This window comes from Spirosoma soli (assembly GCF_042684525.1).
GTDB lineage: Bacteria > Bacteroidota > Bacteroidia > Cytophagales > Spirosomataceae > Spirosoma > Spirosoma soli.
This window is the reverse complement of sequence record NZ_JBHULN010000014.1, coordinates 39,719-54,362: the sequence shown is the minus strand read 5'-3', so window position 1 is coordinate 54,362 and position 14,644 is coordinate 39,719. Positions and strand designations below refer to the sequence as shown.

13 protein-coding genes are annotated in these 14,644 nt (G+C 47.9%); 4 read left to right on the top strand and 9 right to left on the bottom strand.

Annotation, left to right across the window (positions count from 1 at the left end; all coding sequences use genetic code 11):
• Positions 1-261: 261 nt before the first annotated feature.
• A complete protein-coding gene (locus ACFSUS_RS20215; protein ID WP_381525561.1) occupies positions 262-888 on the bottom strand; it encodes a hypothetical protein in 627 nt (208 codons plus the stop codon).
• Between the two features lie 448 nt (positions 889-1,336).
• Here ACFSUS_RS20215 and ACFSUS_RS20210 point away from each other — a divergent pair, with 448 nt between their 5' ends.
• Positions 1,337-2,464 carry an acyltransferase gene (locus ACFSUS_RS20210; protein ID WP_381525560.1) on the top strand — a complete coding sequence of 376 codons (1,128 nt, stop codon included), beginning with the start codon at positions 1,337-1,339 and terminating at the stop codon, positions 2,462-2,464.
• A 131-nt stretch (positions 2,465-2,595) separates the two neighbouring features.
• Positions 2,596-3,222, top strand: coding sequence for a class I SAM-dependent methyltransferase (locus tag ACFSUS_RS20205; RefSeq protein WP_381525559.1), 627 nt, complete (start codon positions 2,596-2,598; stop codon positions 3,220-3,222).
• Positions 3,223-3,252: 30 nt separating this feature from the next.
• On the opposite strand, the gene ACFSUS_RS20200 is transcribed toward ACFSUS_RS20205, so the two are convergent.
• From ACFSUS_RS20200 to ACFSUS_RS20170, 7 genes are all read right to left on the bottom strand, one after another.
• The gene (locus ACFSUS_RS20200) at positions 3,253-3,714 is read right to left on the bottom strand and encodes a hypothetical protein (RefSeq protein WP_381525558.1); all 462 of its coding nucleotides are present in this window, start codon (positions 3,712-3,714) and stop codon (positions 3,253-3,255) included.
• Between the two features lie 214 nt (positions 3,715-3,928).
• On the bottom strand, positions 3,929-4,879 hold the full coding sequence (corA, locus tag ACFSUS_RS20195; protein ID WP_381525557.1) for a magnesium/cobalt transporter CorA: 951 nt from the start codon (positions 4,877-4,879) through the stop codon (positions 3,929-3,931).
• 93 nt (positions 4,880-4,972) lie between these two features.
• Positions 4,973-6,283 carry an HlyD family efflux transporter periplasmic adaptor subunit gene (locus ACFSUS_RS20190; protein ID WP_381525556.1) on the bottom strand — a complete coding sequence of 437 codons (1,311 nt, stop codon included), beginning with the start codon at positions 6,281-6,283 and terminating at the stop codon, positions 4,973-4,975.
• Between the two features lie 52 nt (positions 6,284-6,335).
• Positions 6,336-8,696: a peptidase domain-containing ABC transporter gene (locus ACFSUS_RS20185; RefSeq protein ID WP_381525555.1), complete on the bottom strand. Its 2,361-nt coding sequence runs from the start codon at positions 8,694-8,696 to the stop codon at positions 6,336-6,338.
• Entirely contained in the window at positions 8,693-10,057 is a 1,365-nt protein-coding gene (locus ACFSUS_RS20180; RefSeq protein ID WP_381525554.1) for a TlpA family protein disulfide reductase, read from the bottom strand. The genes ACFSUS_RS20185 and ACFSUS_RS20180 overlap by 4 nt, the downstream gene beginning before the upstream one ends.
• Before the next feature lie 56 nt (positions 10,058-10,113).
• Positions 10,114-10,323, bottom strand: a complete 210-nt coding sequence (locus ACFSUS_RS20175; RefSeq protein ID WP_381525553.1) for a hypothetical protein — start codon at positions 10,321-10,323, stop codon at positions 10,114-10,116.
• Between the two features lie 381 nt (positions 10,324-10,704).
• Positions 10,705-12,342, bottom strand: a complete 1,638-nt coding sequence (locus ACFSUS_RS20170) for a vitamin K epoxide reductase family protein (protein WP_381525552.1) — start codon at positions 12,340-12,342, stop codon at positions 10,705-10,707.
• A 256-nt stretch (positions 12,343-12,598) separates the two neighbouring features.
• On the opposite strand from ACFSUS_RS20170, the gene ACFSUS_RS20165 reads away from it, so the two are divergent.
• Complete coding sequence (locus ACFSUS_RS20165; RefSeq protein WP_381525551.1) at positions 12,599-12,994, top strand: helix-turn-helix domain-containing protein; 396 nt, start codon at positions 12,599-12,601, stop codon at positions 12,992-12,994.
• A gap of 90 nt (positions 12,995-13,084) precedes the next feature.
• Positions 13,085-14,380: an isochorismate synthase gene (locus ACFSUS_RS20160; protein ID WP_381525550.1), complete on the top strand. Its 1,296-nt coding sequence runs from the start codon at positions 13,085-13,087 to the stop codon at positions 14,378-14,380.
• Between the two features lie 71 nt (positions 14,381-14,451).
• Here the strand turns inward: ACFSUS_RS20160 and ACFSUS_RS20155 are convergent, their stop codons facing one another.
• On the bottom strand, positions 14,452-14,637 hold the full coding sequence (locus tag ACFSUS_RS20155; RefSeq protein WP_381525549.1) for a hypothetical protein: 186 nt from the start codon (positions 14,635-14,637) through the stop codon (positions 14,452-14,454).
• Between the last annotated feature and the right edge of the window lie 7 nt (positions 14,638-14,644).

The following is a 14,644-nucleotide window of genomic DNA, read 5'->3' as shown; positions in this document are numbered from 1 at the left end:
TCTCGTTTTTCTGACATTATACACGAATTACAGTCATTCCGCTAGCTACCCGGCGGGGGAGCAATCGACCATGCCGGAAAGAGGCTGATCGATTATCAAATTCCGTGAAAAAACAATCAGCTACATCCGTTCCAAAAAGCGATTTCAGGGTGATTGTGTAACCAACCGACAACCATACCACTCAGGTTAAAGGCTCAAATAGGAATCGTTTAATCTGGCTCGGGCAAACGGATCAACCTCCTTTAGTAACCGATCACTTCGTCAAGGAGCCAGCGGTTTTCCATCCACTAAATAATCCGTTAATTTCTTCCATTGGGTTTCCTGAAACACCGCCCAACCACCGGCAGCGATTAACGTGTTGACCACCGTGCGCTGGCCGGCACTCGTTTCGTCGTTATTGACTCGTTCGTTGCGGCCAATTTCAGAGGCCACCAGCCGGGTTCCTTGTCGTTCTACCCGGAAAGTACTGGTGGCCTCGGCCGTGAAAAAGTGCTCGACATAATGACCTGACGTATTATCTAAAGGCTTTTCGCTGGGCTCAACTGTGAACTCGGCGGCCTCCTCTCCCTGATTTATCTGAACGACTCGTACCCAGTTTTGGGGCAAAGGACCCGGTAAGTCAATGCGTAGGTAATCGCCTACAGCTAACGGGGGGCTGGTCTTGGGATTTCCGGCCTGGTCGTGGACCAAAAAGGTTGCCGTCAGTCCTGTTAGATTCGACCAGACGTTGACGGCAAAAAGCTTTTCAGTAGCCCGTTCAAAGGCTTGGCGAGCAGTTTGCTCATCAGGATAGGTATACTCGCTCTGAAAGCGTTTATCCTTGGTTTGGTGGCCTTTTAAGGCCTCTACCTCTTCCTTGACTGATTCTACTAGTTTTTTAATAGTCATCGCCTGTGTGGGTTATTAGCTCGCGATTCTTTCTGGGGCGACGGGTAGCCAAGAGGTTTCATCCAGTCAGGATCTAACTCCTAAATAGTCTACCTACCGAACGGGGTGAATAAACGTAGTAACCCGGTTTGCTACGTAGAACCGTGAATCAATGAGCGAATGGCCATCTACCCATCGGCATCAGCGGGTTATTTGCTTAGATAATCGCCTGAAAAAACTCTGCCAACCATTTCTCTTTGGCCAAAAGTAACCGAGCATGTCGGGCTAAACTGAGTAAGGCTAGCAATCGAAGCCTAGATACGCCTTCTTATAAATTAGTCAATAGCGATTTGTTTCCATGACTTAGCCCAAGCAGGCGTCTTTGGGGTCACTTGCCGCTTCGGCGATCTGGGTGTAAGTTGCCAACTCAAGAGCATAGCATAAACATTTACTTATCTGTTCATTGAATATGTACCGAGAGCACATTGCCTGGGCTGACCTTCTCCGCATAATCGCCTGTTTTCTGGTCATCGTCTCGCACGCTTGCGACCCCTTTGTGGGCCAGTTCGACAATAACCGCTCCGAATTTCTGACCGGTGCCTTAATCGGCAGTCTGGTGCGTCCCTGCGTACCGCTATTTGTGATGATTTCAGGGGTACTACTCTTGCCCGTAACTACCGATATGGCCACCTTTTACGCCAGACGACTCAACCGGTTGCTGGTACCGTTTGTCTTCTGGTCGCTGATGCTGCCCATTCTATTTTTTCTATACGTGAATTCTGGCCTGCGAATCACCAATCCTGGTGTCCTTCCCGCCGAGCATACCTGGGCAATGACCCAACAGAAGCTTTACTTGTTTCTGTTCAACTTCAATTTTGACACCACGGCTCTGTGGTATGTATACATGCTCATTGGTCTTTACCTGTTCATGCCCATTCTCAGTGCCTGGCTAAAACAGGCGAGCCAAAAGGACATAATCTGGTTTTTGCGGATCTGGTTGGTGAGTATGTGTGTGCCTTATCTGGAACTGCTGGCTCCTCTTTTAGGCTACCGGGGCAATTTCGGCAGCATGGGGATACTGGGAGTAAGTTACTGGAATGCCTACGGCACGTTCTACTACTTCTCGGGGTTTCTGGGCTACTTAGTTTTGGCGTACTATCTGGTTAACCACTCTCCGAACTGGTCCTGGACCCGCACTTTGTCTACAGCAATACCGCTATTTTTGATTGGCTATGCCATTACAGCGGGTAGCTATATCCTTGTTCAGCGCTACTTCCCTGGCCAGTATGCAAGCCTGGAGATTGTCTGGTATTTCTACGGCATCAACGTTTTCCTGATGACCTTCTCGGTGTTCATCGTCGCGCAGAAAGTTCGACTTCAGGCGTCAGGCTGGTTAACGAACGTAGCGGCCCTGTCTTACGGGGTATTTCTTAGTCACTTCATCGTTGTACAAGCGGGTTACGAGCTTATTTACCCGATTCCGCTCTTACCCACCTTTGCCAAGATCCTGCTGAATGCCAGCTTTACCTTTGCCGTCTCGCTACTGATTAGCTGGCTATTGAGCCTCAACAAGCTGACCAGGAAAGTGGTCATGTAACGAGTCTAAATGACCTGGCAAAGACGTGCGCTACGTCTGGTGTCTGACAGTTCGTGACGAACTAATGCTTTTTACGAAAACCCTCCTTTTAAACATGCCGTTAACGGAATAGAAATCAGCTCTAGTTTTTCATGACCTCCAACAATGTGTTTCAGCGATACGACGAAAGCGATGATGCCAATTTTTACCTTCAACCGCGACTGGTTGTGCACATCGACGATGCGGCCATTGCGGCTACGACGAAGCTCTTGCGCGAATACTTACCCGCTAACGGCGACATTCTTGACTTGATGAGCAGTTGGCGAAGTCATTTGCCCGCTGATGTTGCCTATAATCGTGTTGCCGGTTTGGGTATGAACGAGATAGAGCTGCGGGAGAATCCGCAACTTACAGATTACGTGGTTCAGAATTTAAATCAACATCCTCAACTCCCTTATCCTGACGCCAGTTTCGACGGGGGTATGGTTACCGTCTCGGTGCAATATCTCACAAACCCAATAGCTGTTTACCGGGAAATTGGACGGGTGTTACGTCCCAACGCCCCGTTTCTGACGGTTTTTTCGAATCGAATGTTCCCAACTAAAGCCGTGGCCATCTGGCAGTCGCTCGATGACAAAGGGCACCAACAATTGGTTAGATCGTATTACGAACAAACTGAGCTTTTTAGTGGTATTGAGGTACTAGACCGTAGTCCGCGTGGCTGGAGCGATCCACTTTATGCTGTAGTTGGCACAAAGAGTGAAAGAGCGAAAGAATGAAAGAGCGATTGCTTACCACTTTTTCGCTCTTTACTCCTGGCCCTTTTGCCACTGTTTTAATATTACCCCGGCCACCAAACCGCCGAACAGGTACCAGCCAACGGTCATGGCAACGGTAGCAGAGGTACGCGTCGTAGGTTTTTCGCCCAGACCCATTGGACCGGGTAACGTTACGGCTCCTACACCGGCCAAAGCCCCTAGTGCAGCACCGGTCAATACAGGCACTTTCCGGCCAAAGCCGATTAAGCTATAATACAGAGCGTTTGACGCTACGTCACCGACCATAGCCAGCGAATACAAATCATCCTCGCCTGGCGGTTGTTCTCCTACTTTTCGAAAACCTTTGGCAATGCCGCGCATCCCCAGAATGTCGGCGCGGGGGGCAGTCGGTACGAACTGGCGGACCGTTTCGTGTAAGATAGTCAGGGCGATGGCCCCTCCAAGGCCGCTGCCCAGCGATCGTGTGACTTGCGAAGTAGTGAGATTATCCATGAGTGTTGAGCATTGAGTATGCTGCAACAACTCCGCACCTGACAACTTAGTTATATCCGGGTTAGTATGTTGAACGTAGTCTATGACTATGTTCCAGCGTTATCTGGTCTCTGACCGGTGTATTTTATCTTATATACACCGGTCAGAGACCGGATAACGCCTGGGCGAAGTCTCCAGACTTCGCCCAAAACTATGAATGACTACCTGATTGGGTTTACAGCCAGTTCTTACGGCGGAAGATCCAAACGGTTAACGCCGACGCCAGCACCATCAGCGCAATAGCAAAGATGTACCCGTACTTCCAATGTAATTCGGGCATCGCGTCGAAGTTCATGCCCCAGATGCTGGCCAGCAGTGTTGGGGGCAGAAACACCAGCGAAACAACCGTAAAGATTTTAACAACCCGGTTTTGCTCCAGGTCGATCAGACCGAGGTAGGTATTCTGCAAAAACTCCAGTCGCTCAAAGATGAAATTTGTGTGATCAATCAGCGAGTTAATGTCTTTGATGAGCGTTCGCAGTCGGAGTTGCTCGGCTTCACTGAACCAGCCATCCGAACGAATCATCGACGAAATCACCCGCTGTTTATCCACTACGTTTTCCCGGATCGACATGGTCAGCTCCTGATAATCGTTAATATTCAGCAGCATCTCGCGGTCAAGATTCGCGTCGAGATCAAGCATGCGGTTGATGGCCTTAATCTCACCCGATACCATTTCCACCAGGTCGGCATCGTAATCAATGCGCGACTCGAAAATAGAGATCAGGATCTGGGCCCCATCGCTGAACACCGCCCGACGTGACTTAATGCGCTTAACCGTGTCGGCAAAGGATTTAAGGTCGGCGTTTCGGTACGTAAACAACGTATCGTCTTTGAGCAGAAAACTCACCGGCACGGTTATGTAGCGATGCTCGGGGTCAGGAATCAGAAAGTTCGAGTTGGCAATCAGGAAATCATCTTCCTCAATATAACGCGAACTACTTTCAATTTCCAGCTGCTCCTGCTGACTTAAAAAGTCTACGTCGAATTTCTCCTCGACACTTTTTATCTCGGCCGGTGTCGGATTTTGCAGGTCTACCCAAAGTGTTCGTTCGGTATCGGAGAAAGAGTCAATGTCGCGGATTTTGCGAACGGAGGTTTCGTCAAGCTGAAAGATACGGATCATAGAGTGGAGCAGGTGGTAAACTGGCCGTAAAATTGCAGAAAACGACCGGACTGGCCTACACCTGTCAGCTACTTTATACGTCTTTTAAAACAGCTATCGCCCACCAGCGACTTTACGTAATTGATAGAAAAGCTTTTCCAGCAACCGGGTATCTTCAGTAATGATTTCAGCGGAAGCCGACATACCGGTTTTATAAGCTAGTTGCTTTCCGTAAGTAGTTTTTAAGCCTGTTGGCAGAACAACCTTAGCCAAAAAGACGCTGTCCCGAAGGGATATATCCGCAATGGCTGTGATACGTCCGCGCACGGCTCCGAATTCTTGATAAGGGAACCCGGCGAATTTCACCAATACGTTTTGACCGATTTGCACTTTGCCCGCATTTTGCTGCGGTACGTGTAATTCACCAAAATAGTCTGTGCTGGGCGGTGCGACGTAGAAAAGTTCCTGACTGATTGCCAGGGCCTGGTTTTCCTGTAAGGCGCCCACAAAGAACACACGCCCACCAACCGGAGCCGTCAACACATATTTTACTTTCCAGGCATCAGTGGCACTTTGCAGGGTATTAAGCGCCTGCAAAAATTTGTCGCGCTCTTCGCTCACCTGCTTGTCCAGTTCCAGAATTTCTTTCTGTTTGGCGCGTTGGGCGGTCAGGTTACTGATCAAGGCCGAAGCCGTTTGCTGATAGGGTAATTTGCGAGCGATGTTTTTACCCTCCTCACGCTTCAGTTCAAGCGGTGCAATGACTTTGTCACGAGCCAACTGTTGCTGAATGTCATAATCTTCCTGCGCTAGTTTCATGTCCTGCGCCTGAATCTTGTGTTGCTCCCGCAGATTATCGGCCAGGGTCTGTAGGTCAACAATCTCCTGCTGTAGCATCGCCTTTTTACGGCTGTAGAACCCGTTGGTCAAATACGCCCGGAGTTGAATGTGCGCCTGCTCGAACGTCTGATAAGCGCCCTGCAACTCGCCCAACTGACTATAGCCCGCCAGTTTCAGCGAAGCGTCGCCCGGCCGATCTAATCCTTCTAAGTCTCCCCGGCTGGCAATGGTCCATGCTTTGGCCAACTCCCGTGACAGCCGCAACACATCGCCGTGGCGGGCAGTACTTTCGAGGTAAGCCAGCACGGTTCCCGCTCGTACGGTCTGTCCTTCCCGCACCAACAAACGAACCAGTTTCCCGTCCGTACGCGTCAGCACCGCCTTGGGAGCATTGGCTGACGTGAGTTTAAACGATGCTCGTACTAAGTCAGGATAATGAACCACCCAGGCCCCGACGAAAATGAGCGCTAAAACCCCAAACACGACCGTAACGCCCCAGCGCAGTAGCCACTTGGGCGGACGGGTCAGTAGCTCCTGTACCTCCTCGGAGCGAAGTTCAACGAAGGTATTGGTGGTAGCGTTCATGACATTGATTTTTACAAGCCTTATAGCTTTCAAAAAGCTATAAGGCTTCAGACTATACGCCCAATTCCAACTGATTCTTTACCAACCGCCAGTAATCACCCCGTTGCGCAACTAACTCGGCATGAGTACCGACTTCAGTCAGGACGCCTTTATCAAGAACGACAATCTGGTCGGCATGGCAAACGGTACTGAGCCGGTGAGCGACGATAACAACGGTTCTGCCCGTGAAAAACTCACCTAAATTTTTCATGATAACCGCTTCGTTGGTCGCATCCAAAGCATTGGTAGCTTCATCGAAGAAAATGAACTGAGGATCTTTATAAACGGCTCTGGCAATCAGAATTCGCTGGCGTTGACCCTGACTGATACCGTTACCCTCCGCTCCTATTTTAGTGTGCAGACCCGACGGCAGCGAGTCCACAAACTCCCGAAGGTTAGCTACTCGTACGGCATCGTCCAGCTTACGTGCATCAATGCGCTCCACGCCCACGGCGATATTACGGGCGATGGTATCGGAGAAAATAAACCCATCCTGCATAACAACCCCGCACTGTTCCCGCCACATGGCGTGTCCGATATTCCGCAGAGCCGCGTCGCCCAGCCTGATTTCACCCTTCGATTCATAAAAACGTAGTAGTAATTTAAGCAGGGTCGTTTTTCCGCTGCCGCTCATGCCCACTACGGCGGTGGTTTTGCCTTCGGGAATGGTTAGATTGATATTTTGCAGAACTGGTTCGTTGCCTGCGCCAGAGTAGGTAAACGAAACGCTCTTCAGCAGAATACCTTTATCCTCGGGCAACTGGTCAAGTTTGGGCACGTCGGCGGGTTCTTCATCGGTCAATGTGTGAATCTCGTTGAGCCGTTCAAGGCTGATTTTCGCATCTTGTAACCCCTGAACGAAACCAATAAGTTGCTCGATCGGGCTGTTTAACTGCCCCACAATCTGCTGCATAGCCAGCATAGCCCCCAGCGACAGTTGCCCGTTGATGACGGCCTGCGCGGCCAGAAAGGTAATAAAGATGTTTTTACCCTCGTTGATGCTGAACGCTCCGGCCTGCTGATATTGGTTGAGAGCCAAGCCTTTCATTTGCAACCGAAACAATCGGGTCTGCAACCGCTCCCAAGCCCAGCGCATGGGCCGCTCAGCCCCGGCCAGCTTAATCTCCTGCATCCCCTGAATTAGTTGTATTAAACTGCTCTGGTTTTTGGCCGACACGTCGAAGCGTTTAAAATCCAGTTTGCGCCGTTGCCGCAGAAACAAGGTTACCCAGCCTACATACAGCACACTCGATACCATGAACACGCCAAAAATGGTAAGGTTGAACATGGCCAGTACCACGCCAAACACCACAAGGTTCACCATTGAAAACAACACTGACAGCGTTTGACCAGTCAGGAACGACTCGATACGATGATGATCGCCAATACGCTGCATAAGATCGCCGAACTGCTTGGTATCGAAAAACGACACCGGTAACCGCATGAGCTTGATGAGAAAGTCGGACAGGATGCTCAGGTTGACACGGGTGCTGATGTGTAGCAGAATCCAGCTACGGATGAACTCGACCGACAGCCGCCCGGCCATCAGCATAAGTTGCGCCCCTAATACCAGATACACAAACGACAGATTGTTCGTGTTAATACCCACGTCGACTACCGATTGGGTTAGGAACGGAAACAGCAGTTGCAGCCCGCTACCTACAGTTAGCCCCAATAGCAGTTGCACCAGCAGGCTTTTATACTGCCACAGGTACCCCAGCACCCGCTCAAAGCCGTAGTTTGTGCTATGCTCGTCGTTCTGTTCGTAGAACGCGGGCGTCGGCTCAAGCAATAGAGCGACGCCTTCCTGCTGCCCGTTGGTTTGCGCCGACAGCCAGTGCTGGCAAAACTCTTCAGCCTTGTAAGTCACTAACCCTTTTGCCGGATCGGCGACGTACACCGTACCGGTCTTTGTTATCTGAGAAGGTACTTTTATTCCTGTAGGCGGGAACGGCGGTTGAATGACAACGCTGCTCGGCTCCACATCTAAAAATGGCGGTTGCCAAAACCCCTCTTGGGGTGTCAGTGGAGCGGGGCTTTTACGACCACCATTAACGCGGCTCATCCAGCTTTGCCCCGCTCCCTTAATGGCGTACACCACCACAAAATGATTCTGGCTCCAGTGCACTATACAGGGTAGTGGAGCTTCAGCCGCTAATTTGTCAAATGGAATCTTAACCCCCATCGTCCGAAAGCCAATCGCTTCGGCGGCTTCCGAGATACCCAGTAACGAGACGCCCTCTTTTCCAATCTGCGCCTTTTCACGCAACGACTGCGCCGTAAACGAACGGCCGTAGTGCTTCGCCACCATCCGCAGGCAAGTCGGACCGCAGTCCATTTGGTCAAGTTGGCGGTAGTGAGGGAAGGGTTTCATTTTTGTACATCTCTACTAATACCCAATTCTTTTAGTTTATCAATAACCATTAGAAGTCTGTCTTCACCGATTTCACGGATAACAATCTTACCTTCGGGATTTATAAGTAAAAAGGTTGGATAATTTTTTACACTCAAAGATTTCGAAATGCTATTAGTACTCAAGTTTGTAGACAACTCAGCTATTTGTGGCCAATCAATTTTATGACTATTCAATAGTTCACGAGCTTTTCGTTGCCCTTCTAAATTGTATTCATAATCTACTCCTATCAACTGAACCTTAGTAGTATCAAGTTGGGTAAATAATCTCTTAAGTAATGGTATACTGTGAATACAAGGGCCACACCAAGACCCCCAGAAATCCAATAATACATAACTACCGGATTTTGCTATTTTATTAATATGTAAATTATAACCTGTTAGCGTTTTACCTGTTAATAGAGGAATACTATTAGCAACGAATCCTCCCTCCATATTTTTTGAATAACCTTCATAAAGTAATTTCAAAATACTACCATCTTTATTACAAGATAAAATTTTGAATATATGACCATTTACCACAGATGTTTCCCCATTAGTAAGCGGAGCTTCTTGTGTATAATCATATTCTTGTCCAGCTTGCTTTATTTTTATATAAAAGCGAGTGTAGTTATCAATATGAGTTTTTGAAGAATTAATCAAACTAACTTGAAAATCAACTCCACCGGCGTTAAAAATGCCCTCTCGGTGAACAAAGGGAACTGTGTAAACAGTTAGTTGCCGTTGAATTTCAGTGGGATATGAATATGCTATGTCGTACGGCTTAAGCCGTATATATGTATACTTATCAGTAACCTTATTACTAACAAAAGACTCATATTTAACTCGAATTAACGGAGCTAATTCAAGGGTATCTCCTTTGTATCTTTTCTCCGTCGTAAGCGTATCAAACTCATATGACAGGTCATCTGAAAAATCATTATTATTATTGGCGTCTACTATAACAATCTTCTTACTACCTGTTAAACCAGAAAAAATTGGCACAGAACTCCTAATAGATTTTTTTGATAGTGTGTTTGTATCTATATCATATGCGTTAATTTCTGATAAAAATTTTTTTGAATCACGTTTTCCTGATTTGTAACTACTATACCAGAATTGAAATTTATCAATAACTGTATATCCTATTTTGAATTTCTCACAACGAGGGTATCCTTCAAAATCATTTATTTCTTCAGTTGTTGAATAGGGAAATGTATACCGCACTATGAGGTTTTTTGAATTTATTGAAGGACTCACCTTTATCACTAAGGTGTCGTTTTGTGTGGCCAATGCTGTCTTAAACGATAAGCAAGCTATCAGTATCAATATAAAATTTTTCATGCAAGTAAGCCTATAAAGCCTTGACAGATAAGGCCTTATAGGCAGTAAAGGATGAATTAAGGTTCTTGACTACAAAAATGCATATCTGGCCCATTAGCACCACCTGTGCATAAACATGAACCTGTTGCTCCGTCAGAGCTTCTACACGAAGTTCCACTGCAAGATACTGAACGTCCACCACCACAATCAGCTTTTACATCGGCAACACCACCCAGGATCGCTTTCTGCTGATCGCTCGAAAGCTGAAATAAATGAAACTTTTTCATAATGATTAAGCAATTACGCATGTATGATAATCAGAACCACACTTACACGACCCATCAGGCCCAGGATTACCAGCCCCCGCTCCATCATTTGCAGTGCAACTACCTTCTCCTGAACACGAAATTGTTGTTCCATCGTTGCATTTTGCAGTAGCATCTCCCAAGAGACCTCCTAACACTTGTTTAGCTTCTACTCTACTCAAAGCAAAAGCAGTAGATCTTTCAAACAAATTCATATGATAACATTTAAGGTGAAATTATTCTACATAAACGATTTTACTTAACCTGTAAGCACATCTCAGCACCAAAACCTCTGGTAGTTACTAAGCCAAACCGAATCTCATAAAAAGCGGCAAGGAAAGGCATCATAACAAATGACGCTTCTCATAAGATAACTGCTCTAATTGATTTGGCAATTGGTAGATAGCTGATTAACTGACTGATTTGTTGTAACGAATAGTGATCAGGTTTTTGGTATCCATCAATGAACAGGGTAGGCGTTGCAACTATGTTAGCCAATTTACACCAGTTACAGTGTAGTTGTGTATTTTGAGTATGATGTAAACTATCGTTAGCGACTGGATAATGCTTACTCCACTTTATATAATCTCTCTGGCCTGACGCGTACCAGTCTTTCATCGCCTGCCTTTTATCAGACAGTGCTAACATATGGTTTGCTACTGTAGTCATTTTACCCGATGGCCCATCACAGGCCATGAATACAATCTCAACTTTAATGTTTGTATTGCGTTCAATCAATTTCTCCAATTCTCTGTGCATCTTAGCACATGGTGGACAGTATGGGTTAGTCACCATCGTAATCGTGTGTTCAGCTTTAGAGTCCCCTATTACAATTGGATGTAGGTCACTCGACAGGGATGGCATCTTCGTTTGTTGAAATAGTAAAGTTTGGAACAGGTTAGGGTTGCGTTTAAAACTGAGTAACTCGTTGTGTTCTCGTTGGCTTCTATAGACATTAATTAGTAACGGTTTAATAAGAATCCAAACCAGCGTCGGCAGCAGAAATGCAAACAGCACAGTTGCGTAAGGTTGCCAAACGTCTGTCAATAGCGTAAATTGGCGTATAGCAACAGCACTCTCAGCCAGCAAAACGCCCTGCACCATTAGGCATAGCGTACACCACTGGCGGACAATACGGGCCTGGTAGTAAACTGAGAAGATAGTATAAGGTAAAGCCAGCAAAGCCAGTCCATACAGTAATGGTCGGACGGTGGACGGACCGCCATTCGGCTGACTGCCCATCAGCAAAATGGTCAACAAGCCACCGGCAAAGTAAAGTAGCCCAACGTCGGCCCAACTCAGCCAGCCCCAGAGTTTGGCCCCGGGCGAGTTCAATACGCTGTCGCAGTTGGTTTTAGTGTTGAGTTGACAAAAGCGGTCGGCCAAAGCACTTTTGCTGCCTAATTGCTTAGCAACCAATAAGCTACTAAACAGCAGACCCGCACTTTTGGTTAACAGAAACACCCAATCGGGAGCGGTGAGGTTTTTCGCTACGCTTATAATTATTAGGAAGGTGATAAGTAAAGAACCAGTCAGTAAGAGCGGACTGCGTAGGTTTCTACGGATTTCATCAGGGCGGTTAAGGGCATAGTTGGGTTCACCAGAATGTTCATTAGTTTCTGCAAGCAACACTACTCCCGTCCAAGCTTTTTCAAAGTCGGCCAGTGGTTCGGTTATATGGCCCCTTTCGCTGTCGATATATCTGATGCGCTGGCCAGTTATGTCTGCGACCAACACATACCAGCCACCTTCTTTTTTCTGGTGAGCAACAAAGGGTAGCGGCAGTTCGCGCAGTTGTTCAATCGTGTTCAGCCGCAACGCCATATTCTCAATTTTCCACCCAGTTAGTACCTCGCTCAAACTAAACAGACTCGGAAAATCCGGGTGCATGGCTAACTCCTCCCGAACGGTGGCCCGCGTTACCTTCGCCTTCAAACCGCGAACCAGGGCATACAGGGTTGCCGTTGCATTATCCTCAGATGCGTTAACAATCAGGTTCATAACAGGTCTCGTTGTTGAGTCAAACATACAACCACACCTACCTACTATGTTATGCATTTTTATGCAGGATTTATGCAATTGTAGACCCTGCACTAATTTTAACGATAGATTAAAAAACTTTAATTTAGCATTAACGCATTCATAATTAAAGAGATACATAAACTACACATCAATTTTTGAAATGTACTTATCCTTTACAATAAAATAGTGATTTTATCGGATTACTATATTCACTACACACAACCAATTCAACGTCATGTCTCTATCTCAGAACATTAAACGCTTTCGTCGGGCTAAAGGCTTCTCGCAGGAGTATATGGCGGAATCTCTCTACATGAACCAGTCCACCTACTCGCGTCTTGAAAACTGCGAATCGGCTTGCCATGAACGGCTCGACCATATTGCGCGGGTGCTAAATACCACAGTCGATGTGCTGAGAAGTTATCACATCAGCGACGCCCAAAATGCCCAGTTAGTTGGCACAGATACATCTTCGGATTTAATGTCGCTGCCGAAAGATGATATCATTCAATGGCAGGCCGAAGAAATTAAATTTTTGCGCCAGCAAGTCACGTATCTACAGGCCGTTTGGCACCAGTATTGCGGGGGGGGGTCAGTAATTAAAGCCAGTAGAAAAGCCCTCAGGTGTTGACAAACCATCACGAAAACATACTTCATTCGCACAAATTCCCCGCACAAACTGTTACCCCCATAGCCACCCTTCAACCGGCGGCTGTTGGCTATGCAAACTGAACACGTCATCAACTCCGTCATTACAACCCGGCCCAGTGCCATTGATTTTTGGGAGACGGCTCAAACACTTGGCTTCCCAGCTGCCCTTTGGCGACTGCCGAACCAGCGCGATAAACATCTGATCGTATCCTTTGATGAGGTCCTCCCCCGCGTATCGGCCGATTTAGAGGAATTACCCGCCGGATTTGCTATTAGTCCGTTCGACAATCTGGCGACTACGGCCGCCACAAACCAGTCGGCCCGTATGGTCTTCGACCAGGTTGAGACAGATAGTCCCGCTCGGACGCTGTTTTTAAGAGCCGACGTTCAGGCTCATTTTTCGGCAAATGGCCTGTCCGATATGACTGTTTCGTCGAGTGCTGACGGTGATTCGTTTCGGAAGCGACTAGCCGGTTTACGTAACCGTCGCTCCAATACCCCTCCTACCTCATTAGTGGTTACCGCGCTACCCGATCCCGATGCGCAGACTCAGTACGTTCGTAACGTAGCGAAGGCGGTTGACGCTATGCGCCAGGGTGAGTTTCGGAAAGTGGTGTTGTCGCGAACCAAGCGAGTGCAGTTTTCCGAGGCCCCCAACGCCGTGGCGTTGTTCGACCGGCTCTGCGAACGTTATCCAACCGCGTTTATTTCGGCGGTGTCGATTCCGGAAAAAGGACAAATCTGGATGAGTGCTACCCCCGAACGGCTAGTGAGCCAGGACGCGCATGGCATTTTCCGAACTGTCTCGCTGGCAGGCACTCAATCAGCCTTCGAGCCGGATGGTACGCCCAAACGTCCGTCAGAAGCCATGTGGTCACAGAAAGAAATTGAAGAGCAGGCCCTGGTCAGTCGATACATTATTGAGTGCTTCAAGAAAATCCGATTGAGGGAATACCTTGAAGAAGGGCCTAAAACCATTATTGCGGGTAACCTGATGCACCTCGGTACGCAGTTTACCGTAGACACGCATGCCGTTCGCTATCCTCAGCTGGGCACCGTTATGTTGCGCTTATTGCACCCAACATCGGCGGTGTGTGGCGTTCCTCGTGATACGGCTTTTGCCTTTATTAATCAGCACGAAACGCACGATCGGGAGTTATACAGCGGCTTTCTGGGGCCCGTTAACATAGATGCTAATAACGAGGGACCAGCCAGTCATCTGTTCGTGCATATCCGTTGCATGAAGCTAGAAGGCAAACAAGCAACACTCTATGCGGGTGCTGGCCTAACCGAAGACTCTGTGCCCGAGCGTGAGTGGCAGGAAACGGAAATGAAGTGCCAGACACTTCTATCAGTGATCAGCTAACAGCGAGCAGCCAACAGTAACTAAGAATATTTTTCTTACACTGTTGGCTGCTCGCTGTTAACTGATCACTGTTACTCGTCCCGTCCTTCGGCCGGATCGCTCGTGGCGCGTGAACCCTCTTCTGTCGTACGTCCACCATCGGCACTGGCGGCTGATGACTGCGTTTCGCTTTCAGGTGCCGTGTTATCGGGGCTGTTGTTGCCGCCCGATGCACCTTTGTTTTCTTCTGAGTCCTGTAATGATTCTGAGGGTGTCATGCGTTGT

Bases quoted from the DNA above. Each gene is read 5' to 3' on its own strand.
- ACFSUS_RS20215 (WP_381525561.1), bottom strand. From the start codon at position 888: ATGACTATTAAAAAACTAGTAGAATCAGTCAAGGAAGAGGTAGAGGCC.
- ACFSUS_RS20210 (WP_381525560.1), top strand. From the start codon at position 1,337: ATGTACCGAGAGCACATTGCCTGGGCTGACCTTCTCCGCATAATCGCC.
- ACFSUS_RS20205 (WP_381525559.1), top strand. From the start codon at position 2,596: ATGACCTCCAACAATGTGTTTCAGCGATACGACGAAAGCGATGATGCC.
- ACFSUS_RS20200 (WP_381525558.1), bottom strand. From the start codon at position 3,714: ATGGATAATCTCACTACTTCGCAAGTCACACGATCGCTGGGCAGCGGC.
- corA (WP_381525557.1), bottom strand. From the start codon at position 4,879: ATGATCCGTATCTTTCAGCTTGACGAAACCTCCGTTCGCAAAATCCGC.
- ACFSUS_RS20190 (WP_381525556.1), bottom strand. From the start codon at position 6,283: ATGAACGCTACCACCAATACCTTCGTTGAACTTCGCTCCGAGGAGGTA.
- ACFSUS_RS20185 (WP_381525555.1), bottom strand. From the start codon at position 8,696: ATGAAACCCTTCCCTCACTACCGCCAACTTGACCAAATGGACTGCGGT.
- ACFSUS_RS20180 (WP_381525554.1), bottom strand. From the start codon at position 10,057: ATGAAAAATTTTATATTGATACTGATAGCTTGCTTATCGTTTAAGACA.
- ACFSUS_RS20175 (WP_381525553.1), bottom strand. From the start codon at position 10,323: ATGAAAAAGTTTCATTTATTTCAGCTTTCGAGCGATCAGCAGAAAGCG.
- ACFSUS_RS20170 (WP_381525552.1), bottom strand. From the start codon at position 12,342: ATGAACCTGATTGTTAACGCATCTGAGGATAATGCAACGGCAACCCTG.
- ACFSUS_RS20165 (WP_381525551.1), top strand. From the start codon at position 12,599: ATGTCTCTATCTCAGAACATTAAACGCTTTCGTCGGGCTAAAGGCTTC.
- ACFSUS_RS20160 (WP_381525550.1), top strand. From the start codon at position 13,085: ATGCAAACTGAACACGTCATCAACTCCGTCATTACAACCCGGCCCAGT.
- ACFSUS_RS20155 (WP_381525549.1), bottom strand. From the start codon at position 14,637: ATGACACCCTCAGAATCATTACAGGACTCAGAAGAAAACAAAGGTGCA.